15 protein-coding genes and 1 pseudogene are annotated in these 24,413 nt (G+C 63.7%); 8 read left to right on the top strand and 8 right to left on the bottom strand.

The features are described from left to right. Positions 1–101: 101 nt before the first annotated feature. Positions 102–1,259: a GAF domain-containing protein gene (locus tag DOL89_RS22500; RefSeq protein ID WP_119681602.1), complete on the bottom strand. Its 1,158-nt coding sequence runs from the start codon at positions 1,257–1,259 to the stop codon at positions 102–104. 372 nt (positions 1,260–1,631) lie between these two features. Between DOL89_RS22500 and DOL89_RS22495 the strand changes: the two genes are divergently transcribed. Both DOL89_RS22495 and DOL89_RS22490 read left to right on the top strand, forming a co-directional pair. Further along, positions 1,632–3,251 (top strand): GMC family oxidoreductase, encoded by a 1,620-nt coding sequence (locus DOL89_RS22495; RefSeq protein WP_119681601.1) that lies wholly within the window; start codon positions 1,632–1,634, stop codon positions 3,249–3,251. Positions 3,252–3,399: 148 nt separating this feature from the next. Then, positions 3,400–4,173, top strand: a complete 774-nt coding sequence (locus DOL89_RS22490) for a winged helix-turn-helix domain-containing protein (protein ID WP_119681600.1) — start codon at positions 3,400–3,402, stop codon at positions 4,171–4,173. Between the two features lie 201 nt (positions 4,174–4,374). On the opposite strand, the gene DOL89_RS22485 is transcribed toward DOL89_RS22490, so the two are convergent. The 3 genes from DOL89_RS22485 to DOL89_RS22475 all read right to left on the bottom strand — a co-directional run bounded on the left by DOL89_RS22485 (position 4,375) and on the right by DOL89_RS22475 (position 6,914). After that, positions 4,375–5,253, bottom strand: coding sequence for an alpha/beta fold hydrolase (locus DOL89_RS22485; protein ID WP_225890064.1), 879 nt, complete (start codon positions 5,251–5,253; stop codon positions 4,375–4,377). A gap of 111 nt (positions 5,254–5,364) precedes the next feature. Further along, a complete protein-coding gene (locus tag DOL89_RS22480) occupies positions 5,365–6,246 on the bottom strand; it encodes an alpha/beta fold hydrolase (protein ID WP_119681599.1) in 882 nt (293 codons plus the stop codon). A gap of 197 nt (positions 6,247–6,443) precedes the next feature. Then, on the bottom strand, positions 6,444–6,914 hold the full coding sequence (locus tag DOL89_RS22475; RefSeq protein WP_119681598.1) for a MarR family winged helix-turn-helix transcriptional regulator: 471 nt from the start codon (positions 6,912–6,914) through the stop codon (positions 6,444–6,446). Positions 6,915–7,111: 197 nt separating this feature from the next. Between DOL89_RS22475 and DOL89_RS22470 the strand changes: the two genes are divergently transcribed. The 6 genes and pseudogenes from DOL89_RS22470 to DOL89_RS26115 all read left to right on the top strand — a co-directional run. Next, complete coding sequence (locus DOL89_RS22470; protein ID WP_119681597.1) at positions 7,112–7,912, top strand: alpha/beta fold hydrolase; 801 nt, start codon at positions 7,112–7,114, stop codon at positions 7,910–7,912. Positions 7,913–8,759: 847 nt separating this feature from the next. After that, the gene (locus DOL89_RS22465) at positions 8,760–9,779 is read left to right on the top strand and encodes a cytochrome-c peroxidase (protein WP_162937810.1); all 1,020 of its coding nucleotides are present in this window, start codon (positions 8,760–8,762) and stop codon (positions 9,777–9,779) included. Continuing rightward, positions 9,776–12,469 (top strand): two-component system VirA-like sensor kinase, encoded by a 2,694-nt coding sequence (locus tag DOL89_RS22460; protein WP_119681595.1) that lies wholly within the window; start codon positions 9,776–9,778, stop codon positions 12,467–12,469. Before DOL89_RS22465 ends, DOL89_RS22460 begins: the two co-directional genes overlap by 4 nt. After that, complete coding sequence (locus tag DOL89_RS22455; protein ID WP_119681594.1) at positions 12,435–13,163, top strand: response regulator; 729 nt, start codon at positions 12,435–12,437, stop codon at positions 13,161–13,163. Before DOL89_RS22460 ends, DOL89_RS22455 begins: the two co-directional genes overlap by 35 nt. Positions 13,164–13,699: 536 nt before the next feature. Continuing rightward, a complete protein-coding gene (locus tag DOL89_RS22450; protein WP_119681593.1) occupies positions 13,700–15,064 on the top strand; it encodes a cytochrome P450 in 1,365 nt (454 codons plus the stop codon). A gap of 195 nt (positions 15,065–15,259) precedes the next feature. Then, positions 15,260–15,442 (top strand): annotated as a pseudogene (locus DOL89_RS26115) (DDE-type integrase/transposase/recombinase); the annotation flags it as partial. A gap of 107 nt (positions 15,443–15,549) precedes the next feature. On the opposite strand, the gene DOL89_RS22440 reads toward DOL89_RS26115, so the two are convergent. From DOL89_RS22440 to DOL89_RS22420, 4 genes are all read right to left on the bottom strand, one after another. Beyond that, the gene (locus DOL89_RS22440; protein ID WP_119681591.1) at positions 15,550–16,917 is read right to left on the bottom strand and encodes a PQQ-dependent sugar dehydrogenase; all 1,368 of its coding nucleotides are present in this window, start codon (positions 16,915–16,917) and stop codon (positions 15,550–15,552) included. After that, positions 16,914–17,342 carry a DUF2231 domain-containing protein gene (locus DOL89_RS22435; protein ID WP_119681590.1) on the bottom strand — a complete coding sequence of 143 codons (429 nt, stop codon included), beginning with the start codon at positions 17,340–17,342 and terminating at the stop codon, positions 16,914–16,916. Before DOL89_RS22435 ends, DOL89_RS22440 begins: the two co-directional genes overlap by 4 nt. Positions 17,343–18,107: 765 nt before the next feature. Next, a complete protein-coding gene (locus tag DOL89_RS25200) occupies positions 18,108–21,731 on the bottom strand; it encodes an esterase-like activity of phytase family protein (protein ID WP_225890063.1) in 3,624 nt (1,207 codons plus the stop codon). A gap of 376 nt (positions 21,732–22,107) precedes the next feature. Further along, positions 22,108–24,306, bottom strand: a complete 2,199-nt coding sequence (locus tag DOL89_RS22420; RefSeq protein WP_119681589.1) for a PhoX family protein — start codon at positions 24,304–24,306, stop codon at positions 22,108–22,110. Positions 24,307–24,413 lie beyond the last annotated feature (107 nt).

Here is a 24,413-nt window from a genome sequence, read left to right as displayed (position 1 = left end):
CTTGAGGCGATGGAGTGTCAGCTTGTGACGGCCGCCTGGGCAGGGTCGAGTTTCCTGCTTCCTGCAACGCCTGAGCCCATCGTCGGGCGCCGTTCGACCTTTCACGGGATCGCACGGCCGCGCTTGGCTGCATGCGGCCATCCCATGCCCGCCGGCGCCCCTTCCCGCTCTGCCTGCCGGAGCGCCTCGCGCAGCTGACGCTCGGTGCTCCGGAGGCGGACCTCGGTGGATCCCAGGGCCGCCAGGGCCGAGAGCGCCTGCGCCTCCCGCGCGCTCAAAGTGCGAGGCTTGTGGTCAATCACGCACAGTGAGCCTACGGCGAAGCCTTCGCTGTCGAGGATGGGGGCGCCGGCGTAAAAACGGAAGCCCCCGTCGCACGCCACCGCGGGATTGTCCGCAAAGCGGGGGTCAGCAGCCAAGTCCTCCACCGAGAAAACACCCTTCTGCAGGATTGTGTGATTGCAGAACGCCCAGCTGCGCGGGGTCTCCGCAAGGTCGATGCCCAGGCGCGACTTGAACCACTGCCGTGTGGGAGTGAGCATGGTGATAAGCGAAATCGGCGCCTCAAGGGTCTGGGCGGCCAGCCAGGTTACCCGGTCAAATGCCTCCTCGGGCGGCGTGTCCAGCAGCCCGGAGCGTTCGAGGGCGACCAGCCTCTGGCCTTCGTTGAGCGCGATCGGGAAGGCGTCGCCAGCGTGCGGAATGAAAACGTCAGGGACATCCGCCGCGGACCTGCGCACCGCCGCCACCGCGTGGGCGGGATCGTCGGCGTGAACCACTTTCCCGGATTTGCCGGATGTAGAACCTTCTCCGGTGGCGCCGACAGCAAGAACAAGAGTTTGGCCGAGCGAAGGATTGGCCGCGAGACTTTGCAGGAGTGCGAACCGTCCGGGGTCCGCATCCCCAAGATCGATGATGATGGCGTGCGGGCGCACGGAGCCGATCACGAACAGCGCTGCATGCGGGTCCACGAAGATTTCCGCGGTGCACTCCGGGACGGACCCGAACAAGCGGCGATAAACCACGGCCCGCTCAGATGATGAAACAACAATGACGTTCGCCGTGGGCGGGTTCGGGGCGGTTACAGGCCCTTCGATCAGCGCCTCGATGTCGGCGCGATAAACCCGACGGTGCCCACCCGGCGTCTTCCAGGACGGCACGGTTCCACCTTCGATCAACAGCTGCGCTGTCCGAACCGAAACGCCCAACAGCTTGGCCGCCTCGGCAGTGGTGAGAATATCGTTGTTCGTCTTGCCCATGGTGTCTCGCCAGTTGGCCGCAGGCGGACCAACCCCCCGCTCCGGATCGATACATACCAATGTAGTGGCTGGAGAGCAAAATGGTAGCTTTGCAGAATTTGATAGATTTGATAGTCCTCACCTCGCCGCGGCGGGACAGGTGGCCCTGTCCTCCCGCGGTGCGGGCCTGATTGTGGCCGGAATCCTGCGGCTCGGGCCGCGGATACGATCCGGCGAAGGGCGCGCATTTGAGTGGCGTGAACCTTGTCAGCCCGGGGCGGCACAAGTGCCCCGGCTCCTCGCACAGCGGGAGCCGGATCGTACAAAGCCTTGTGCGTCATCGGCCGCGCCTCGTCCGAGCGATGTTCGTCCCATGCAAGAAGGAAGGTTCAGATGACGTCCTATCCCCTCCATTCCGAGGAACGGGAATTCGCCCTTGCCGCCCGTGAAAATCAGGCGCGGCTCACAGCCGCGCTGAAGCCAAGCTACGACTTCATTGTTTGCGGCGCCGGCGCATCAGGCTCGGTGGTCGCGCGACGCCTGGCGGAGAACCCGCACGTCGAGGTGCTGCTGGTCGAGGCCGGCGGCGATGATGAAGCCGAGACGGTTCTCGATCCGGCGCAATGGCCGCTCAATCTTGGCAGTGAACGCGATTGGAGCTTCCAGGCGGAGCCGAACCCCTATGTGAACGGCCGCGCGCTTTCCATGTCGATGGGAAAGGGACTTGGCGGCGGATCCAGCGTCAACGTGATGGTCTGGGCGCGCGGGCACCGTAGCGACTGGGATTTCTTCGCATCCGAAGCCGGCGATCCGGAATGGGGATATGAGAATGTCCTGGACATCTATCGACGCATCGAGAACTGGCAGGGTGCACCTGATCCCCGCTTCCGCGGCACATCCGGGCCGGTGTGGGTCCAGCCGGCGGCCGATCCGAGCCCGATCGCGCATGCGATGCTGGACGCGGCCCGGGAGCTTGGCATCCCGACTTTCGATCATCCGAACGGCCGGATGATGGAAGGGTCGGGCGGTGCGGCCATCGCCGACACGCTGGTGCGCGACGGCCGCCGCCACTCGCTCTACCGCGCCTATGTGCGGCCCTGGCTCGATCGTCCAAACCTGACCGTGCTGACGGACACCCTTGTCCGGCGCGTGGTGCTCGATGGTCGCCGGGCCGTCGGTGTCGAGGTGATACGCGACGGTCAGGTCCTGACGATCGGCGCACGTCTGGAGGTCATCCTGTCGTTGGGCGCCATGCATACGCCCAAGGTGCTGATGCATTCGGGCATTGGTGATCGCGAGGAGTTGGAGCGTGTCGGGATTCCCGTGAGGCAGCATCTGCCGGGTGTTGGCCGCAATCTCCAGGACCATGTGTCCTTTGGCTGCATCTGGGAATATGCCGAGCCGATCGCGCCGCGGAACAGCGGCAGCGAGGCCACCCTTTACTGGAAGAGCCGTCCAGAAATGGACGCGCCGGACCTGCTGTTCTGCCAAGTCGAGTTCCCAGTCCCCAGCGACCGGACGGCGGCGCGCGGCGTGCCCATGCACGGGTGGACGATGTTCGCCGGCCTGGCGCGTCCGGCAAGCCGCGGGCGGCTGCGCCTGCAAAGCGCTGATCCGCTGGCCCAGATCACGATCGACGCCAACATGATGTCCGAGCCTGTGGACATGCAGACCGCCGTTGCCTGTGTCGAGCTTTGCCGTGACCTGGGCAATGCGAAGGCGTTCCGGCCCTATGTCCGCGGAGAGTCCGTGCCGGGAAACCTGAAGGGGGCGGCCCTGGAGGAATTCATCCGCGACGCTGCCGTTACCTACTGGCACCAGAGCGGCACCGCCAAGATGGGGCGTGATGGGATGTCCGTGGTGGACGCTTCACTGAAGGTTTACGGGATCGACGCCCTGCGCATCGCCGACGGCTCCGTCATGCCGCGAGTGGCCACAGGCAACACCCAAGCACCCTGCGCGATCATTGGCGAGCGCGCAGCGCAGATGCTCCGCAGAACGCACGGGCTTTGATGTCACTGTCTCAAGGGGATTTTCCTGCGGCAGACGGCTGAGGGAGGGAAGCGGCGGCAGCGGGACCGTCCATGCAGCCCTCAGCTTGACGGTTGCACCGCCGGGACTCCGCCGCGGCTGACCGCCAAGCATGGAAGACATTGGGCCTATGCATCAAGTGGCGAAGCTCGCAGATGCCGGGGCGGATCAACGCCGCTCCGGCGTCCCCCGCCTCGAACGCATGCTGGTGGTCACCGAAGACTCCGGCACCCGCGACATGATCATCGACCATCTCACCTGCCACCAGTGCGTCGCCCTTGGTTCAAAGCCGGCCGAGGTGACGCGCTGCCTGCAACAGCAGCCTTTCAGCCTCGTCGTGTTGGATGTCCGGCACAGGCCGTTGGACGGATTCGACATGCTGCAAAGCATCCGGGCCCGGTCAGACGTGCCAGTCATCCTGTTCGCGGAACGAGACCAGGAGGAGATCGACCGCATTCTCGCCTTCGAGCTCGGCGCCGACGACCTTATTGGCGAGCCGCTCAACGTCCGGGAGCTGCTGGCGCGGGCCCGTGCCATCCTGCGGCGTCAAGAGATGGGCCGGCGCTCCACCATCGGCCCGGTGCGCGGCAGCTATCGCTTTGCGGGCTGGGACCTGCGGTGCAGCACCAGGGTCCTGACCGATCCTGCCGGCGCGATCGTGCCCTTGAGCAGGAAGGAATATGCGCTTCTGTTGGCGCTCCTGGAAGCCCCGCGCCGGCCACTCTCGCGTTCGCAGCTCATGCGGGCGACGGGGTCGCATGAGGACGCGTTCGACCGCAGCGTCGACGTCCAGGTGCTGAGGCTAAGGCGCAAGATCGAGGCCGACCCCTCCAGCCCCCGCCTGATCAGGACCGAACGTGGCGTCGGCTATATGCTGGACGTCCCGGTCGAGACCCTGTTCTGAACGCCTCTGGCGGGACCGAGGCTGCCGGTCCCGCCAGGACGCGTCGGACGGGGTGGTCACCTCGCCGTGCAGGAACGCCCGTAGCGTCCGGGTGACAGCCTCGAGCCAATGCCACGGCGCGAAGTGCCTGGCTTGCAGGCGCGGCGCAGTGCGAGCACTGCCGGAACGACAGCGCCGCAGCTTCAGCCTGCGAATGGTGGATCAGAAGTAAGGCGTAAGCGGGAAAGGGCAGTAAGGAAGATTGGATTGGTCATGCCGGGGCGCTTGGAGGTCATCAAGGAATCGCGCCACTATGGCGTTGAAGGCGTCGGCTGCGTGCCAGAAGGGCGCATGGCCGGCGCCGTTGATGCGGTGACATTTCCGTTCCCAGAGGTTGCCGTATTCGATGCTGTCGATGTAGTCGAGCTTGATCAATGGATCGGCGCTGCCGTTGATCACGGCGATCGGAACTGAACTTGCCTCGACGGCCGCGCGTTGATCGACGCCTGCGCCTGCAAGCGCCGCCTCGAACAACTGCCTGCGGCATCGCCCGTCGGCGCGTCTAATCGCCTCCCGAATGAAGGGAGCGACCGGCTCACCGAAGATCAGGTGCGCGAACATATCGATATCGGCGGCGGACATATCCTGGCGGGCGGCCAGTCCCGCATTGGGCGGACGCACGAAGCCGTCGGCCAGGCCGCCATGCTTGACGGGCGGCGTCCCGGTGAGCACGAGCCCTTTGATCCCGCCGAACCGCCCAAGCATCTCGATCGCGATGTGCCCGCCCAGCGACCATCCCAGCACCACAGCCTCCGATATGCCGAGCTTCGCGAGCAACTCAGCAGTTGCGTCGGCAAGTCCCGGGAGCGTGTAGGTGCATTCCGGTCGGTCGGCATCGCCGGAGTCGCCATGGCCCGGCAGGTCAAAGGTGATGAGTCGATAGGTCCTGCCCAGGGCCCTCCCGGCCTGTCGGTCGAAGACTCTTCGGCACGACGAGTTGCCGTGGATCAGAACCAGAATCGGCGCATCCCGTTCATTATCTTCAACAGCGATCTTGCCGTGTGACGTTGCTATCTCACGGACATTGGTGGGCATCTTCATCGGGCTCTCCTCGCCGGGAGCGGGCCGGATCATGGAATCCGGCAGTTCGGTTGAGCGTTATTGTCTTGAGCGGCGCATCGGGTCCGGCGTTTGCCGGATCTCGTCCGGGCGTCAGCAGTCCGCCGGACCGGTCAGTGCTGTGGATCGAGCTGGAGGGCCCCATTCCAGCCTGTCCAGGAAGGCCAGGAGCGCGGCATTGACTGCCTCGGGCTGCTCCAGAGTGGCGGTATGTCCGCAGCGTTTGATCACGACCTGTTCAGCCTGGAGGATATCCGCCATGAGGCGGCTTTCCTCCGGCGGCCGCGCGCGGTCGTCGCCGCCAGCAATGACGAGCGTGGGTGTCTTGATGACCGTCAGCACGGCCAGCGCGTCCGGACGGTCAAAGATCACCCGCCCCAGCGGCACGACCGAGTGGCGTAGTGCTTCCGCGGAAAAGCCGCTGAGCTGCCGGCGGAGGGCGAGAGGCAATGACGGGGCGCGGGTCTGGATGTCCGCGGAAAAGAACAAGGGCGTGATCGCGTCGGCAATCTCGTCCTCGACACGGCCCGCCGCCCCGACCCGGTCCAGCATCGCCGCGTACGCCATCCGCTTCTGCGCAGGCTCCTCCCCCAGATAGCTGTTCATCAGCACCAGCCCGGCAACCCGCTCAGGCGCGGAGGCAGCCAGATGGGCCCCCCACATCGCGCCCACCGACGAGCCGATCACAACGCAGCGATCAATTCCCAGCCGGTCGAGCAGCGATAGCATCTGCCGCGCCAAATCGGCGGGGGTTCGTGTGTCTGCCGGCATGACCCCTGACCGGCCATGCCCCCATAGCTCCGGCATCAGGATACGGCGTCCGGCGGACAGGACCGATGCCTGCGGCCGCCACATCCGCCAGTCCCAAAGGTATCCGTGTCCAAGCAGGATGGCCGGTCCCTGCCCCGCCTCGACGACCGAGAGCAGGCCGTCCTGGATCTCCAGCTGATGCCGCAGATATCTGTCCTGGTTCATCTTTGTCTCCGTTCCACGGGAAAGCCGCTTCTGGGGTGTAGCGGGCTGCCGTTTCGGGGACGCTTCAAACCCGGAGCGATCGGGTTTCAGATGAAACAGGCGGAAAGGACTGCGCGCGCCCTGAGCGGTGCCAAGCCTGTGGATCGCCCTGATGGACACGCAGCCCCGGCCTGTCCGACAAGCCTTTGCGCCAGACGTCAGGAACGATCGAGGCTCCAGCGGCCGATACGGCTGTAGATTCCATCCCGCAGCCGCCGGACTTTCAGATTGAGATCTCCCAGCTCCGCAGGGGACTGGCCGGACGCTTCAAGCAAGGTTTCGCCGAGGCAGCCGGCCCTGTCCTGCAGGGCGCGCCCTTGGTCGGTCAGCACCACGAGCACCTGACGTTCATCACCGGGATTCCGGGTTCGCTGCACCAGTTCGGCAGTCTCCATCCGCTTCAGAAGCGGCGTGAGGGTGCTCGGCTCCAAGGCGAGCTGCTCGGCCAGGCTGCCGACGGTCTGCCTGTCTTCCCGCCAGAGGATATTGAGGACAAGGTATTGCGGGTAGGTTAGGCCCAACGCGTCGAGCAGGGGCTTATAGGCCCGCTGTACGGCCATGCCGGCCGAATAGATTGCGTAGCAGAGCTGGTCCTCCAAAGGCGGCGGACGCTTCGGTTCGGTGGTCATATCGGGCTCCTTGCATCCGGCGGGCACCGGATTCCGTATCGCGATAAATTTTACGCTTGACCCTCGGTAAACGCCACGCTATTTTCTTTATCGCGATAAGCTTTACGTCGATGTGCATCGGCAGCTTCACCCCATGCCGGCTTCTTTCCAGCCGGCACGCGCAGTCAACCCGATCCCCAACCCAGGAGGAGAACACCATGACCGCTAAGATCCGCCACCTCATCGCCGTTGCAGCCGCAACAATGACCCTCGCCTGCGGCGCACAGGCTCAGCCCCAGTCCAAGACGCCCACCGCACCGGCACAGGCCGTCAAGAACATCGTGCTGGTCCATGGCGCCTTTGCCGACGGCTCCGGATGGCGGGGCGTCTATGACGAGCTCACGGCTCGGGGCTACAAGGTCAGCATCGTGCAGAACCCGCTCACCTCTCTGGCCGATGACGTGGCGGCAACCCGCCGCGTCCTCAACCGCCAGGACGGCCCCGCCATCCTGGTTGGCCACTCCTATGGCGGCACGGTGATCACCGAAGCGGGATCAGGCCCCGATGTGGCTGGCCTGGTCTATGTCGCCGCCCTTGCGCCGGATGCCGGCGAATCCACCCTCGACCAGTTCGCCACGTACCCTCCGCCGCCCGATTTCATCATTGAAGAGCAGCCGGACGGGTTCGGCTTCGTGAACGGGCCGAAATTCAAGCAAGGATTTGCGGGCGATGTGAGCGATGCCGACGCCGCCTTCATGCGTGACTCGCAGGTTCCGATCGCGATGTCTGTTTTCAACGCAACCGTAACCCAGGCGGCATGGCGGGTGAAGCCCAGCTGGTTCGTCGTGGCGACGGAAGATGGCGCGATCGATCCGAGGCTTTTGCGTGAAACGGCGCGCCGCATCGGAGCCGACACCGAGGAGGTGAAGGGCAGCCACGTCGTCTTTCTGACGCAGCCCAAGGCCGTCGCCGACGTCATCGACCAGGCTGCCAGACACGCCGGACACGGGGCGCGTTGAAACGCCTGACGACGATCTCCACAGGCGTGATCGTGTCGCGGGCGGAACGTCCATGGTCCGCCCGCCCTGCCCCGGACCTTCGGTTCCTATCCATGGAGCCCATCACCTGAGAAGGAACCCGCCGCCGGGATAGCCGGTAAGCAGGGATTGTCGCAGCGTGATCTGTCCGAACAGTGCTCTGCCTGCTCATCACATTCAATTCGACGGTGCCCCCGGGCCTTCTGCTTCCTCCGGTCCAACGCCGGCCTGAACGAAGTTCAAACGCTTGCGCGCCGGACCGGTCCTCGACCGTCCAGCATTGCAGCAGAGCCGGACCGTACTGCTGCATTACAGCTGTAGTCTGAATCCATTCCGAAGACATAGCGCCGACATGCATGAAGGCGATCCTGGCTCTTCCGTGCAGCGGTGAATGGAGAAGCATTCCCTGTTGCCCACTCTATGAGAGGGACCTGCCCGATGGACCTGATTTCGTCTCAGACGCACGGCCGCGGCGTCTTCCAATTCGGTTGCGGCACACGCATGTACGTTGGACTTGCTGCAATCGCCAGTACGGTATGTCGTCTGGCATGTCCATGGCCTATCCGCGGCGAAACACCGATCACCGCATTCAATGAGGCCAAGCTGTCAGCGGCGGGGGGCTGGTCGGCAGATCCGTCGGCGAGCGCCAATCCGGTTCCGAGCGGTGCCGCCACGATCGGATCTTCGCGCCACAGAAGACGGAAAAGACGCTCCCCTCTTCGGGTGCGATTACAGCGCAGCACGCCATGCCGCACGCACCATGTTCTTGTCGGCCTTTGACCTCCACGCATCCCGGCCCGCGATCGTCCACAGTCAACGAGGGGGAAACATGCTGAACGGCCGATTTCTTGCGGCAGCGATACCGGCTGTGCTGGCGGCGGCTGTGTTTACCTTTTCAACCGTTCCGGACGCGACGACACTGTTGCCGCTTGCCAGCCCGTCATCTCAGCCGATTACACCACTTGCACAGGCCGGCAGTCTGGACGGACGGCGTGTGGCGCTCGGACGGCGCTTGTTCTTCGATACACGCCTTTCTGGCGACGGCACCCTGGCCTGCAATTCCTGTCATCAGCTGGACCAAGCTGGCGCTGACAATCGAGCTCGCTCCGTCACGGCGGACGGACAGTCGCACCTTTTCAATGCGCCAACGATTTTCAATGCGGTGCGCAATTTCCGTCTGAACTGGCGCGGAAATTTCCAGACACTCGCGGCACAGAACGAGGCGGTGCTTCTGGACGTCAGGCTGATGAATACGAGCTGGCCAAAGATCCTGACAGCTCTCGCGGCGGACCCGAGCTACCGACACCACTTCTCCCAGCTTTATGGCCGCGAACCGGCGAGGAACGATGTCCTCGACGCGCTTGCCGAGTTCCAACGCTCATTGGTGACACCCAACGCCCGTTTCGACCTGTATCTCGCCGGCAATCCGGAGGCCATCACCCCTGCGGAGAAGGAAGGCTACGAGCTTTTTACCGCCTATGGCTGCGTTTCCTGTCACCAGGGGGAGAATATCGGCGGCAACCTGTTCCAGCGCTTCGGTATTTTCGGCGACCCGGTTCCATCCCGCGACAGTTCGGAAGGCAATCTTGGACGCTTCGCCCTGACCGGCGCGGTGCGGGACCGTTTCGTGTTCCGCGTGCCGAGCCTCCGGAACGTGGCGGTGACCGCCCCCTATTTCCACGATGGATCGGCAAGAACACTCGAGGAGGCCGTGGAGATCATGGCACGGGTTCAATTGGGTCGAGAGTTGCCCAAGACCGATATTGATCTCATCGTGCGCTTTCTCGGCACGTTGACCGGCGAGTACCAGGGGCGTCTCCTGAGCCGACGGGAGGAGTTTGCCCCATGACGGCGTCCCGGCGCGATCTCCTGCTCGTTGTCGCAGCGCTGCTGCTCGGGCTGACCTATCTGATGATGCGCAGCACGGTCCCCGACGCAACCGAGCACCAGCGTATCCTCAACGCCCTCCAGGTTCTGGATCTATCCAATGCGTCACTGCAACGCGATGTCCTCCGCGCTCGTGCGGGTTTGCTGCGCAATTACGACCCCCTGGTCAAGGCGAATGACAGCTTACAGGGGGCCGCCGCCAGCCTGGAGGCGATCGGCCATGCAGCAGAGACGGACAGTGACCGCGCCGTGCTGGCTCAGCACGTCTCGCGCTTGGCCGCTGCGATTGCGGACCAGGAAGTGCAGGTGGAGATCTTCAAATCCGATACCGCCTTGATGCAGAATTCGATCAGTGCATTCAATCAGCAGCTCCTCGATCTGGATGCGGAACTGCCCGGCCTGTCCGCGATGCGGGACCAGGTCGGAACCGTAGCATCCGTCATGCTCCGCTTCACGCGAGACCCGCAAGGCGACATCGCCAGGGAGCTGAACCTTGCCATCAATCGCCTCAGCCTTACGGCGACAGAGGCGAATGTTCCGCAGATACAGGCGCTCCTCGCGCATGGCCGGTTGATCACCGCCACTCTGCCCGGTGTCGATGCAATGGTCGGCCAGCTCCAGGCCGGCCTTGTGGACAAGCATGTCCAGGCGATCCAGCGTGTCTACCTGGACCAGTATGGCCGGGCCGCGGCGCGGGCACGGTTTCTGCGCATCGCCCTCTACGGGGCCGCCATGGGGCTTGCCATCTATGTTGGCTATTTGATCCTTCAACTGCGTGCCAAGGCGCTTGTTCTGCAGCGGCAGCTTGCCCTGGAGAACCTGATCGCATCGATCTCCACCGAATTCATCAGTCTGCCGTTGGACCGGCTCGACCACGGCATCGAGGCTGCGCTTGCGCGATTGGCGGAACAGGCGAATGCGGACCGGGCCCGTGTGCTCATCCTGTCGGGACGGACCGAGGATCCAATCGCGCGGCACTATGTCGTGCCGCGGGCTGGCGGGCCAGACCAACTCCAATCCTCCGGCGATCTGCTGGATCTGGCGATGGACTGGGACCCGGAGTTCGGCAGACAGGCCGGCCTGACCTATGTGCCCGATGTGAAAGCCCTGCCGCCGGGACCAAGGAAGGCTCGCCTGACCGCACTGGGCCTGCAGTCCTGGCTGTCGATCCCACTGACCAATGCGCAGGGCTGCCTCGGCTATCTGATGTTCGAGGGGATTTCCGCCAACGTAACGGACCGCGGGGATATTGCTCTGCTGCGTACGGCCGGCGGGATGTTTGTCAACGCCCTCGAGCGGCAACGCGCAGAGAATGAGCGTGCTGCATTCTCGGCGCGGCTGTCGCAGACGCAACGGCTGGAATCCCTAGGCACGCTCGCCGGCGGCGTGGCCCATGAGTTCAACAACATTCTCGGCGCCATCCTGGGCTATGGGGAAATGGCTCTGGCTGCTGTGGCGGCCGGCAGCCCGGCGCACAACTACATTGCGCGCGTTGTCCTTGCCGGCGGACGGGCGAAGCGCGTTGTGGATCAGATCCTGATGTTCAGTCGCAGGAGTGAGCGACAAGAGCTTCCCTTCCGGACGGAGGCGGCGGTTTCCGAAGCCTTGCTTCTTCTCCGCGCGTCCCTCCCGGCGGGCATCGAGCTGCGGGCCCATCTCAATAGCGGCGACGCGGCCATCGTGGGCGACGCCACCGAGCTCCAGCAAGTGGTCATGAACCTGTGCACCAATGCCGCCCATGCCATGGAGGGCCATGGCATCATCGAGGTGGACCTCGACCGCATCGACATGATGGGCGCGCAAGCGTTGTCGCACGGGCAGATCAAGGCTGGACGGTACGTCCGGCTCAGGGTCAAAGACACCGGACACGGAATGGACGGCGCGACCCTGCAGCGGATCGCCGAACCTTTCTTCACAACGAAGGGTCCGGGCCACGGCACCGGGCTCGGCCTGTCGATGGTTCACGGCATTGTGACCGCGCATGGCGGCGGGCTGGATGTACGGAGCGCGCCAGGCCGGGGCAGTTGCTTCTCCGTCTACCTTGCCCAGGCGGACAAGCCCGCGGTACAGGACGCGACCATTCTCGAACTGCCGATTCCACGCGGCCGCGGCGAGACGGTTCTGCTGGTCGAGGCGGATGCACGCCAGCGGCTGCTCGCCGAGGAAATGTTGGCAGCTCTTGGCTTTGAGCCGGTCGGCGTCGACTGCGCCCAGGCAGCGTTGCACGCTGTCCAGACAGATCCCGACCGTTTCGACGCGGTACTGGCGGAGCAGATCCTCCCGGACATGCCCGGGTCGGCTTTGGCCCGCGCCTTACGCCAACGCTCGCCGGCCCTGGCGGTCCTTCTTGCAACAGAGCATCAGAGTAGTGTTCCGGATGCCGAACGGGAGGCAGCGGGCATCCGCGATGTTCTCCAGAAGCCGTTACGGCTACGGCCGCTGGCCATGAGCCTTATGCGCATTGGCCTCGGGGCATTCCGGCGCGCGCCCCTGGCGGAAGATCAGCCCGCCAATGTGGCGTCCGTTGGCCAGCCTGCAAAGTCGGGGCTCGGCGATCCGGACGTTCCGCCAGACGAAGATGATGACGCCGCAGCGAAACGACGGCAATCCGGACGCTATGATGAAGAAAAAGCAGATTCTGGTCGTGGATGATGATCCCGCGATGCGGGATGTGATCGCCAGCTATCTTGCCGACCACATCTATGAGATCAGCACAGCAGCGACGGGGGCCGAGACGGCGCGCGTCATCGCCGAGCGGCCGCTGGACCTGATCATCCTCGACCTCAATCTTGGCGGGGAGGACGGGCTCGAGCTGTTGCGGAAGATCACCGCGATGGCCGTAGCGCCGGTCATCATCATCACCGGCCACCGCCGCGATGAGGCCGACCGTGTCCTCGGCCTTGAACTCGGCGCTGACGATTATCTCACCAAGCCGTTCGGGCTACGGGAGATGCTGGCGCGCGTTCGTGCCGTATTGCGCCGCTCGGAGCCGACGGAACGCCCCACTCGGGGACGAACCAAGCGCCTGCGGTACGGGTTTGCCGGGTGGGTGCTGGACATGCAAACCCGCAGCTTGGCGGCGCCGGGCCAAGGCAAGCCCGTGAAACTAACCGCGGGCGAGTTCAATCTGCTCGTTGCCTTCCTGAAGCATCCAATGCAGGTGTTGAGTCGTGAGCAGTTACTTGCGGCCAGCCGTGTTCATGATGCCGAAGTGTATGATCGCAGCATCGACGTCCTGATCTTGCGCCTGCGCCGCAAACTGGAACCAAATCCGACTGAGCCGCAGCTGATCAAGACCGAGCGGGGCGCTGGTTACACCTTCAGCGTTCCGGTCGAAAATCTCTGACGCTGAAACCGGCCTCATCGCCCATGGCGGTCGCAAGCTGAGATCTTTTACGCGATTGGGCTGCCCTGTGACCATCCGGCCGCTAGCCGCGACAAGGGCGACGATCAGCCGCCTGGATGTCAGATGTAACCATCTCCTGTGCCGGCGACATCGGCGCGCAATGCGCCCTGGCGAGACTGGACCTCAGGAAAGGCCTGCGAACAGAGCCGGTCTTTCGTCGGGCAATAAATATCCGAGGTCCATATCATGAAGGTTTCTATGGGAATGTATACTGGGGCGGAGGGCACGGCGCGCCTGCCGGTCCGACCGCGCCGATGGGCACTGCCCTTGCGGTCCCTGTTCAACGCCTGTGTCGCCACGCGCCTCTTCAGCCGCAGCCTCCCCAGCCTGGCTTCCCCACAGCGCGCCGGGGGTAATGTCGTGGCGTTCGGGCGGCATGGCCGTCGACAAAACCTGGCGTTCGGAAATCCAAGGCCCGAGGGAACCAGGCCGCGGTTGAGCTGCCAATCGGCCTCTCACGACCACTGGAGGGCAGAATGAGAGAGCCCAGCCTGTCCCAACCGCCCGATCATGCACGAGAGCCGGTCAATGTGTCCGTTGCCGACCTCGAGGCCGACCCGCATGGCGCCTTTCGCCGGTACCGGGCGGTGGCCCCCTTTATCAGACGGGACGATGGGGTTGTCCTGGTCCTCCGCGGCAGGGATGTTGACAGCCTGCTGATTGATCCGCGGACACGCCAGGTGGAAACAGAGCTTGTCCGGTTGCGCGGCATCACACATGGCCCCGTGTACGACTTCTTCCGCTATTCGATGCTGACGTCGAACGGCGCCGACCATCGGCGCAGGCGGGCTTCCATGAACAAGGCGTTCGCTGCAAGCATCATCGCGGGTCTGCGGCCACGGATTCGGCGCCTGGCCGATGATCTCATCCAGGCCAAGCTGGGCGATGGGGAAATGGACTTTCTTGAGGATTATGCCGCCCAGGTTCCGGCCCGTGTAATCAGCATGATCCTTGGCGTTCCCGCTGACGACGTCCCGCTGTTCACCAGATGGGTGTACAGCTTCTCCCGTGTCCTCGGGTCGCAATGGACGCCGGCGTTCGCGTCAGAGGCCGAGACCGCTGCCGAGGAATTGACCGCCTATGTCGCGCGGCTGCTCGACAGGCGCCGCCGGACTCCAGACGATGATTTTCTCAGCTCCTACGTGGCCGCACTTGACGCACACCATGAGCTTTCGCCTGCCGAAGCCGTCGCTCAGGTCGCAAGCGTGATCGTCGGCGGAAGCGATACCACCCGCGCCGCCATCGCATCGCAGGTCAGTCTGCTACTCCAACACCGCGAGCAGTGGGATGCCGTCTGCCGCGATGCCGCCCGCATCCCCGGGGCGGTAACAGAGGCGCTGCGGTTCGAGCCTTCGATTGCCTCCGTTCCCCGCTTCTCCATCGAAGAGATCGAAATCGACGGATACATGGTCCCGGCCAACACGGCAATGTCGCTGTCCACAATGTCAGCACTCCGTGACCCGGGGATCTATGCAGATCCCGACCGTTTCGACATCGGGCGCACCGATCATCCCCGCCGACAGCTCGTATTTGGAGGCGGCGCCCACAACTGCCTGGGAAAAGCCCTGGCCTGGATGGAACTGGAAGAGAGTCTTGCCGCGATCGCTGAACGGCTACCGCATCTCCATCTGCTCGAGGGCCCACTGCAGTTTCAGGGCCACGCCGGCATACGTCGGCCGAGCAGCATGCGGGTCGCATGGGGGCGACATCAGGGCGCACGCGGATCCAGGACATGGAGCGGTTCTGATGTAAGTTTGAATGCCCGGCGATTGTCGGATAGGCAAAATGATGCGGATCAAGAAAGATCCCGTTCAAGGGAGGCTGGTTCACGCCCGACGTGATTTTATGTGGGCGCATTGATATCTATAGTTTCCGATCAGCGCCCCTGATCTCAATCGCATCTTGGCCTGCCACGACGCTGCTGAAGACCACACGACGATCTTTCAGTGGATCAAGGCCCGCCCCCCGAACCGGACCGGCGCATCCGCCTTCACCTGCCTCTGCCGTCCGGTTCCTGGCAGGTGGACGCGACCTAGGTCCGGGTGAAGGGGCGGTGGAGGTGCCGGTACTGCGTCGTCGATGCCCGCGGCAAGACCATCGACTTCCTGCTCAGCGCCAGGCGCGATGCCGCGGCCGCCCGGCGCTTCTTCCGCAAATCGTTGAAGCAGCACAAGCCGATCCGCGTACCATCACTGTCGACAGGAACACGGCCTGTCTGAGCACCACCAAGAGGATAAGGGCGGATGAGCTTTTGCGCTTGTCCAAACTCCAGCAGCAAGAATCTCTGAACAACATCATTGAACAGGACCATCGCTAGCGCGCCTTGCTACGAGGGCGAACCGGGCCGGTGGTCGCTCTCGGGGATTCCGATGCTCGGGCGCGGAAGCGCTTCGGCAGTGGGTGATGGATTCACGGGGGTTACGCGCCAGATCGTGTTCGAGAGGTCGTCGGCGACGATCAGGGCGCCCCGTGGATCAACGGTGACGCCGACAGGCCGGCCGTAGGTGTCGCCCTCCTCGCCGTAGAACCCGGTCACAAAGTCGACAGGAGGACCGGCGGGTTGGCCGTCGCGGAAGGGCACGAAGATCACCTTGTATCCGCTGGGCACGCTTCGATTCCAACTGCCATGTTCACCGACGAACACACCGTCGGCGAACTGAGCGCCCATCGCGGACGTGGAAAAGGACAGGCCGAGTGCTGCAACATGCGCGCCCAGGCTGTAATCCGGCGTGATCGCCGCAGCGACCTTCTGCGAGTCCTGCGGCCGAACGCGCGGGTCCACATTCTGGCCCCAGTAGCTGTAGGGCCAGCCATAGAAGCCGCCTTCGCGGACCGAGGTGAGGTAATCGGGGACAAGGTTCGGGCCAAGCTCGTCGCGCTCATTCACCACCGCCCATAGCGTGCCAGACCCCGGCTGCACGGCCAAGGCAGTGGGGTTGCGGAGACCGGTGGCGTAGGGCTTGTGCGCTCCCGTCTCGGCATCCACTTGCCACACCATCGCGCGGTCGACCTCGGCAGCCATCCCGCGTTCCGTGATGTTGCTGTTGGAGCCGATGCCGACATAGAGGAAGCGTCCATCCGCGCTGGCGGCCAATGCCTTGGTCCAGTGATGGTTGATCTCGGAGGGCAGGTCGGTGACCTTGACCGGCGGCGCGTCGGCGCTGGTCTGCCCGTCGCGGTAGGAGAACCGCACCAGGGCATCCTGGTTCGCAACATAGAGCTGGTCGTTGACCAGCGCGAGCCCATAGGGTGCGTTCAGATTGTCGGCGAAGACGGTGCGTTCTTCGTAGATACCGTCACCGTCGCCGTCCCGTAGCAGGGTCAGGCGATTGCCGCTCTTGACCGAGGTCGTTCCCTTGGCCTTGATGAAACCGGCGATGACATCCTTCGGCAGCAGCGCCGGCGCCCCGCCGCCTCTCCCTTCGGCAACGAGGATATCGCCGTTGGGAAGGACAAGGGTCTGGCGCGGGATGCCGAGGTCGGTCGCGATGGCTGTGATGGTGTAGCCTTCCGGCACGATCGGCTGCCGATCGCCCCACGGCGCGGGATTGGCGATGTTCATGCTGGGCAGCAGCCCGCGCTGCGGCTCAGGCAGCTGTGGGCTGGCGCCATACTCCGGCGGTGCGGGATCGCCGTCGCAGGCGGTCAGCAAGGTCATAAGCGCAGCGGCAGCCAATAAGCTGGACCGTTTCATATCTTCCCTCCCACGCGAAGGCTGGAGAAGCCGACCCAGGTCGCCACAATGGCGAGCACGGCAACCACCGCCGATAGGATGAGCCCCTCCGGCATGGCCCCCCAGGCGTCCCGCGCATGGACCAACGCGTTGATTAGGCCGAGCACGAACATGGCGAACAGCAGGAGAAAGTAGATGAGCGGCCGCCCTTTGCGCCGGTCTGCGCGGATCAGGTCAATGAGGCTCCAGAGGAGCGCAAACCCGGTGAAAACCATGCCGCCCGCAATCAGCCAGGAGGCGAAGTTGGTCCACTGGATCTGATAGCTCCTGGCGTAAGCGATGTCGCTGAGCAGGGCGCCCAGGAACAGCGGAATGGTGGCGGCGAGCAGAACCGCATGAAAGGGCTGAATCGCCCTTGCCGGTCTATGATCGACGGTAACAGCCACGTCCTCATCTCCTTGCCAGAGTGGACCATGCGCCGACGCACCAAGTGCGATGCCCCCGGGAATAGCCAGAATACAAACCAAAAGAAGCAGCGTGCCGAAAACGCACCGCGGACCCCTATGTACGGAATGCAGGCGCACGAAACTTGTTCCGGAGAAAGTGTCAACTCGACGGCACAGATCGGCGGCGGTATATGGCCGCCACAAATAATGCGCCATCCCTCAGCTGCGCCTGCTACCGATTTGTACCCCGTGATCATCAGCCAAGTGGATTGGCTGTATTTCCGCTTCTGCGGATTCGGCCGGGAACGGTAGCGCTGGATGCACCGGTGGAACCCGGTTGCCCCTCAGAGGTCGAAACACGCCCCGCAAGTCGCAATTCCCGCGGACCAGTTTTCTGGTTCAAGGCCATTAGAAGCAAGACGGCGCTTAAGACTGCGATGAGTTTCCATCCCTCCGCCGAAATTGGGTGGCAGAGCACCGCCTGTATGAGCTGTTTAGCCAACGCCGTGCCTTCCCCAGCTCATGGCTCTCACGGTCGCATTTCTGTTTTTCGTTCATCACGCTGTGGCGCTCCTGTCGAAATGCACCATAGGCGCACCACATCATGGAGAAGTTCGCCCCTTTCAACGTGCTGCTGACCATCTCGGACCATGCTCTTGGCGTGATAACAGACAGTTGAGCAACAAGATCAGGATTGCATGATGCCGGTCGTGGCAGAGCTATGCCTGCGAGGGCTGTACCCCCGCAGGCTGTGGCAATGATAACTTACGGCAATGGTGCCGCCCCGCTCGCCTGATCGACGCCGATCAAATTGACTGTCTCATTCAGTACTGCTGGCGGAGACAAATTCGCCTTCATCTCGAAGGCAAACGCCAGCAACTGGGTGAACTGGGTTGCGGCAAAGTTGTTGTCGCTCACGAGTATGAGGCTCTGGCGTCCATCCTCCAGCCTTGGCCCGAGTGTCATGCCCTCGATGTTATCGAGGGGCAGGCCGAGGTCCGAGAAGTCGAATACCAGTTCCTTGCTCACCTGCTGCGGCGGGGTTTCGAGGTCTGCGAGGCTCTCTATCCCGGAAATGTCGTCCGCTCCCGCCGTGCTGACCTGATAAAGGCGGATGCTGTTGCCTTGCCCCGTGCTGAAGGAGCGTTCCAGGGCCAGCAGGGTTCCCTTATCATCCAGGGCCAGGATTTCGACCAGCCCGTTGGTCGCGAACGAACCGTCCGGTTCAGGCGCAGCAAGCACCGGGTCTGTGGTGTAGAGATACTCGGCCGCCACCTTGCCGGTCGTCGCGTCGTACCGAACGATGCGGGACGGGCTGCCCTCCTCCAGGCTGGCGGCGGGCCCATCCTGGGCAAGGGCATTCTCCGTCGCCGTATAGAGCGAACGCTCATTCGGGCTCAGAGCAAGGCTCTCGAACGCCAGATTGTGCCGGACACCGGCCGAACCGTCTTTTCCTGGCACAAATTTTTCCGGCACCGCAAGCGTGGCGAACTGCCGTCCATCCAGAGAAAACTCATTCACAAAGGGCGCGACCTGCTGCTGCGCATTCCCTTCAGAGGCGATGTAGAAGGTGCCGCGCCCGCTCAGCGCCAGCCCTTCCGGGTCCACTGTGGCCTCGGGGAAGGCCTGCCCGTCCGCATTGAGAAGCCGGGTGACCGAAGTGAAGGCGACATCGTCATTGGCAAATGCGCCGCTCTCCAGATCCAGTGTCAACCCGTAAAGGCGCGGCTCGCCGGTTGCTCCTCCGCCACTGTCGGACAGAGCGAAGAACCGATCGCTTCCCGGTTGCCAGGCCAGGGCAGAGAGGCCGCCAATCTCGGTTCCCTCATACTGTGTGCCTGTTCCAAGGAAAGCAGCACCCAGGAACTCCAGATTCTCGACCCCAGCGACGTCGGGGCTGTTGGCGCCATGCGCCAGTTTGAGATCGGCATAGACCAGCCGATGGTCCGACGCGTCCAGCAAATCCGCTCCCGGCTCGCCGGGGGCTGGCCAGTAGACACCGCCATCCAGATACTGGAACCCATCCCGGGACGGCAAAACATAATCCACCCGCAGATTGCCTAGCGGTTCACCGAAATCCGCCGTATCGAGTGCAGGGTTGCCCAGATGCCCGCGGTTGACAGCATCGTCTGCGTCAACGATGCCGCCTTTGCTGTCAGGCTGATGGGAAACGTCGATGGCGGGATTGCCCAGCAATTGCTGCACCGCTCCCGGCACGCTGTCGCCATCAACCGGATCGGCATTGTAATCACCGAGGATAACAAAGCGGGCATTCGGCTCCAGCCCGCCGAACTTGCCCTGATCGTCGTAGATATAGCCGCCATCATAGGACGTGACGTAGTCGTCCCAGAACCTGATCTCATCGTGGTTCCGCCGCCCGTTGCGGTCTTCCGGGCCATCGAAGGTGGGCGGGGTCGGGTGGGCTGCCAGGATATGCACGACCTCCCCATCCACCTCGACCGGCAGGTCCACATGGTTCTTGGAGGAGAGCCGCAGCAGCGCCAGCTCCTCCTCCGAATAGAAATCCCCTTCCGCTGCCGTATCCGGATTGTCGGGCAGCAGCGCGCCCGGCATATCCTTCCAGAGGAACTCCTGAAATGTGCGCACCTGGCTGTCCAGGATCGGGTGCTTGGAGAAGACAGCGAAGGCATACTGACCTTCGAATTCGCCGAAGCCTTGGGCGTCATTCGGCCCGCCCACGGACCCGCTGTTGTCCAAATCCATGCCCGACGGCAGGCCCGTATTGCTGGGCGCCACATAGATATAGGGAAATTCCACCGGCGCCTGGCCGTTCTGACCGACCTCCAGGTAATTGTCCCGGAACAGATCGGCGGCCTTGCCCTCCGCATCGTAGTCGAACTCGTTCAGCAGGACGATGTCGGGATTGGTGCGTTGGATGACCTCGGCAACCTTCCTGGCCTGCATGTCGTCCGGCGCGGAGAGATCATCGATCAGCTCTCCCGCAGCCGCACGGTTCAGCGAGGCATTGTAGGTGGCGACCCGTATCTCCGGCCCCGTCCCTGTCACATCATCAACCACCTCTCGGGCCATGCCGGGATGGTCCGTGAAGATGCCGTCCACGCCGAGATCAAGCAACAGGTCCAACTGCTCGGGCAGCGTCAATGCCGTTCCATCGGCCTCAAGCGCCAGGAAGCTTTCCTCGGCCCGCAGCGTGTAGGGGTGCACCAGAAGGCCGGCCTCGTGGGCGTCCTGCACCAGCGGGCGAACCTCCCCGGTCAGCCGCGACGTCACCTCCGCCTGACCGTCGCCATTGGCATCCACGGGCGTGTTCAGCGGCGCACGGAGAAGGAAGCTTTCGATCCAGGGGCCGACGCCTTCGGCATAGCTGCCGGCGATCTGCTTCAGAACCTCCGGCGTAACCAGGTTCCCATAGTCCGTCTGCCGGTCAATGGCGAAGGGCAGCCCCTTGTAAAGGGAGGGATCGGCCCCCTGGCTGGCATTGTCCGGGGTGAAGTGGAACGCCACATCGTAGGGAATGGAAAAGCCGCCGCCCGCTTCGTTGATGGAGGTGCGGTCCACATCGCCCAGGAGCTGGACCAGCGGCAGGTCGATCCCGGCCGACGGCATGATGGTGTTCTGCAGCTCCAGCAGATTGGCAATCTCGAAGGACTGAAGGAACGTACGGGAGGGGTCGGTGAACCCCTGTTCGGTCAGGATCTCGATCACGCCGCGGCCAAGATTGACATCGATCGCCGCACCGCCTTCGATCTGGTCCAGCTCGCCATTGCCGTTGACGTCCTCACCCCTGTCCAGCTTGCCGTCCTGGTTCGTATCCTCGTCCTGGTGCCGGCCTTCCAGGGCAAAATAGGTCGGGTGCTTGGTTTCCGTGTAGAGGCCGATCTTGCGGCCCGTTTCCGCTTCGACCTGCTGCACCAGCCGGACCACCTCCTCATAGGTCGGTATCTCGACCTGGTCATTATAGGCCGCGTTCTCCGGCCGCACCTCCGGGATGCGTTCCCGGGCCCGCAGCTCCTTGATTTCGGCCAGCGTGAAATCCTCGCTGAACCAACCGGCATAGGTGTCGCCGTCGATGACCTTGATGCTGAGCCGGTCGGCGAAATCGGGCTTTCCATCGCCGTCACCGTCATAGTGGGCGACGTTCGTTGTTTCCTGGATGATGTCCGGCTTTCCGTCCGGCCCGAAGACAATCCTGCCCTCCTCATCCGTCCGGACCTGGGCCAACAGGTTCTCATGGCGGGCGATCAGCACCCCGTCCCGCGTCGGAACCAGATCCGCCTCGATGAAGTCGGCGCCCATCTCAATGGCGAGCCGGTAGGCTTCAAGAGTGTGCTCCGGGCGGGCGCCGCTGGCGCCGCGGTGCCCGATGACAATGGGGGATTCCTGACCAAAGGTGTCTTCGCTTCGCATGTCTGTCGTACTCCTCGTTTCACCGTGATCCGGCGGACCAAGAAACGGGGTCGACGGGCATTTCCCGCCCATGCGGCCCGGCGCGGAGGTCTCAAAGTGGAGAGTTCGGCTTGGATGCTCTGCAATGCCTGCCATACGGCGCAGACCGCCAGAGAATGGGCTGATCAATCATTGCTGACCACCGGGGTGCTTGTCCGTCATTGCAAAACAAAATATGTGAGAGCCGGTCTTTTTAAAAATCATCTTTGACTGTTTGAGATTTACATTTTCCGCTCTCAAACCAATACATGACGCGCTGATATTGCGCTGTTTCACAGGGCCTGTCAGGGGCGGGCGGATCACCCGCCCCTGAACGCTGCAGGATTGCTGACTGGACTTACTTCCAGTCCTTATCCGACCGGCGCCCGATCCTACCGCCGATCTGCCCGCCATCATTGCGGCGGACCACCACGACGGACGGCTTGGGGAAATCCCGATCCGGCCAGTTGCTGACCTGATCCGGACCCAAGAGGGCTCCGCCCTCGCCCGGATGCTGTACAGCGAAGAGGAAGGAGTCGCCATCCTCGGTCAGGAGCGGTCCGCTCAGCTCCGCTCCCTTCGGCCCTACGGCGAAGCGGAGGGCGACAACCGGATGGTCAGGCGGGGTGTGCGCCTGCACGGCAATGATCTGATCGTTGCAGGGGAACACGTCCGGATTGCCATCGGTGGTGAGCCAGAGATTGAAGCCCTCATCGATCGTCATGTTGTCAGGGCAGGCAAAGCGGCTGCCATCAAAGGTGCCCTGCACATCCACATTCTGCGGTTCGCCATCCTCCGGATTGGCGAAGGACGGGTTCTGCGGATCGCCCGCCAGCAGGAAGATGCGCCACCGGAAGCTGGTTGCCGCGTTGTCGCCGCCATCCTCGCTGATCTCGATGATGTGGCCGGCGGGGTTGGGCGCGCGGGGGTTGGCGGCATTGGTCACGCGGATATTGGGCCGGGAGCCCGGCGGCGGGGGCGTCGTGCTGCCGCCATCGTCGGTGCGTTGCGTGTTGTTGGTCAGATTTACATAGACCATGCCGTTGCCGCGCAGCTCATCGTCCTTGAGGGCTTCAATGTCTTCCGGCCGGTCCATCGGCGTGGCTTGCACCGCATCGCCGGCGCGCCGCGCATTGATCAGCACCTCTGCCTGGGAGGGGAAGCGCGGCGCCGCGGCGTTTCCGTCCGCATCCATATAGGTGGCATTGCGCAGGATGGGCCCGGTATCCGGGTGGTCCAGATCAAGCGCCAGCCACTGGCCGGTGCCGTCCTCGTTGAAGCGCGCGGCATAGAGCGTGCCGGCGTCGAGCAGGTCACGATTGGCGGCGCCGCGCGGATTCGTCGGGTCGAACCGGCCGCTGGACACGAACTTGTAGACATACTCGAAGCGGCTGTCATCGCCGCTATAGGCCACGACCTGTTCATCCAGGGCGCGGACCACCTGGCATCCCTCATGCTTGAAGCGGCCAAGGGCGGTTCGCTTCTTCGGGATGTCCTGGGGATTGTACGGGTCGACCTCGACCACCCAGCCGAAGCGGTAGGGCTCATGGATGCCCTCCGGCGTGGAGACATCGAATCGCGGGTCGTACAGCTCCCACCGCCGGCCGGTCATGCCTTCCGAGATGGTGTAGTCGGTGTGGTCGGACAGGATGATCGGATCGGTGATCTGGCTGCGGTTCGCGAAATACTGGTCGATATTCTCTTCGCAGGACAGGTAGGTTCCCCAGGGCGTGCGGCCGCCGGCACAATTGTTCAAGGTGCCGCGCACCACTGTCCCGGTCGGATCGGCCGGCGTCACCAGGCGCGGGTTCCCGGCGGCCGGCCCGGTCAGCAGATACTCGCTGGTCGCCGTGAGGCGGCGGTTATAGGGGCTACGGTTGCTGTACACCCAATTGCGGCCGCGGAGATTCATCTGGACCAGCGAGATGCCATGCGCCGCCCACTCGGTTTCCACATGGTTCCGGGTCGGCACGGCGTCCGGATCGCTGCCGTCCGGATAGTCCGGGAACATCAGGCGCCCGTCCGTGTACTCATGGTTCACGGCCAGGATGTAGGAGGCCGTGCGCCTCCGGATACGCCGCAGGGGAAATCCCATCACCATGTCGCAATTGAAGCCGAAGCGCAGGGCCTGGTCCCGACCGGACTGGTTCTCAAGATCAAAGGGCTCGACATACTCGAACAAGGGATCGCCCCAGCGGATCAGGACCCTGGAATAGTAATCCTGGGGCACCGTGATCACGTCCTCGGTCGTCTCTCCGACGGGCTGGAAGGTCAAGGGCAGCCGGTCCGGGTTGAGCTTCCGGGGAAGGTTTTCAGCGAGCGCGCTTTCCCCGGCCAGAAGTGAAGCGGCGCCGCCAGCGGCGACCGTCAGAACGGGAAGACTTGCCACCCCGCGCAGCAGAACGCGGCGATCGATTTCCGCGGCCAGCTTTGTGGCAAATGTGCTGCTCTCCTGCAGGCCGCGACCGGCGAAATCAGGACGGTCCAACCCTTCCTGCGGCTGTTCGGCATTGGCCGCATCGGCGGCTTTGTCGCGGAAGCTCTGATAGGTGTCCATGAACGGCTCCTGCCCAGAAATTCATGGGTTCATCTACTGAGCGGCCGAAGACATCTATGTTACAGTGAGTTGAAAAGCCAATGACTACTACAAATAGGCGCCGTCCT

Origin of the sequence: Indioceanicola profundi (assembly GCF_003568845.1) — a bacterium.
Taxonomy (GTDB): Bacteria; Pseudomonadota; Alphaproteobacteria; order Azospirillales; family Azospirillaceae; genus Indioceanicola; species Indioceanicola profundi.
Note: the sequence above shows the minus strand (reverse complement) of the source record. Positions and strands in the feature narration are given on the sequence as shown.

What these genes read in the sequence shown, in the direction of transcription:
- DOL89_RS22500 (WP_119681602.1), bottom strand. Translation starts at nt 1,259, where the DNA reads ATGGGCAAGACGAACAACGATATTCTCACCACTGCCGAGGCGGCCAAG.
- DOL89_RS22495 (WP_119681601.1), top strand. Translation starts at nt 1,632, where the DNA reads ATGACGTCCTATCCCCTCCATTCCGAGGAACGGGAATTCGCCCTTGCC.
- DOL89_RS22490 (WP_119681600.1), top strand. Translation starts at nt 3,400, where the DNA reads ATGCATCAAGTGGCGAAGCTCGCAGATGCCGGGGCGGATCAACGCCGC.
- DOL89_RS22485 (WP_225890064.1), bottom strand. Translation starts at nt 5,253, where the DNA reads ATGAAGATGCCCACCAATGTCCGTGAGATAGCAACGTCACACGGCAAG.
- DOL89_RS22480 (WP_119681599.1), bottom strand. Translation starts at nt 6,246, where the DNA reads ATGAACCAGGACAGATATCTGCGGCATCAGCTGGAGATCCAGGACGGC.
- DOL89_RS22475 (WP_119681598.1), bottom strand. Translation starts at nt 6,914, where the DNA reads ATGACCACCGAACCGAAGCGTCCGCCGCCTTTGGAGGACCAGCTCTGC.
- DOL89_RS22470 (WP_119681597.1), top strand. Translation starts at nt 7,112, where the DNA reads ATGACCGCTAAGATCCGCCACCTCATCGCCGTTGCAGCCGCAACAATG.
- DOL89_RS22465 (WP_162937810.1), top strand. Translation starts at nt 8,760, where the DNA reads ATGCTGAACGGCCGATTTCTTGCGGCAGCGATACCGGCTGTGCTGGCG.
- DOL89_RS22460 (WP_119681595.1), top strand. Translation starts at nt 9,776, where the DNA reads ATGACGGCGTCCCGGCGCGATCTCCTGCTCGTTGTCGCAGCGCTGCTG.
- DOL89_RS22455 (WP_119681594.1), top strand. Translation starts at nt 12,435, where the DNA reads ATGATGAAGAAAAAGCAGATTCTGGTCGTGGATGATGATCCCGCGATG.
- DOL89_RS22450 (WP_119681593.1), top strand. Translation starts at nt 13,700, where the DNA reads ATGAGAGAGCCCAGCCTGTCCCAACCGCCCGATCATGCACGAGAGCCG.
- DOL89_RS22440 (WP_119681591.1), bottom strand. Translation starts at nt 16,917, where the DNA reads ATGAAACGGTCCAGCTTATTGGCTGCCGCTGCGCTTATGACCTTGCTG.
- DOL89_RS25200 (WP_225890063.1), bottom strand. Translation starts at nt 21,731, where the DNA reads ATGCGAAGCGAAGACACCTTTGGTCAGGAATCCCCCATTGTCATCGGG.
- DOL89_RS22420 (WP_119681589.1), bottom strand. Translation starts at nt 24,306, where the DNA reads ATGGACACCTATCAGAGCTTCCGCGACAAAGCCGCCGATGCGGCCAAT.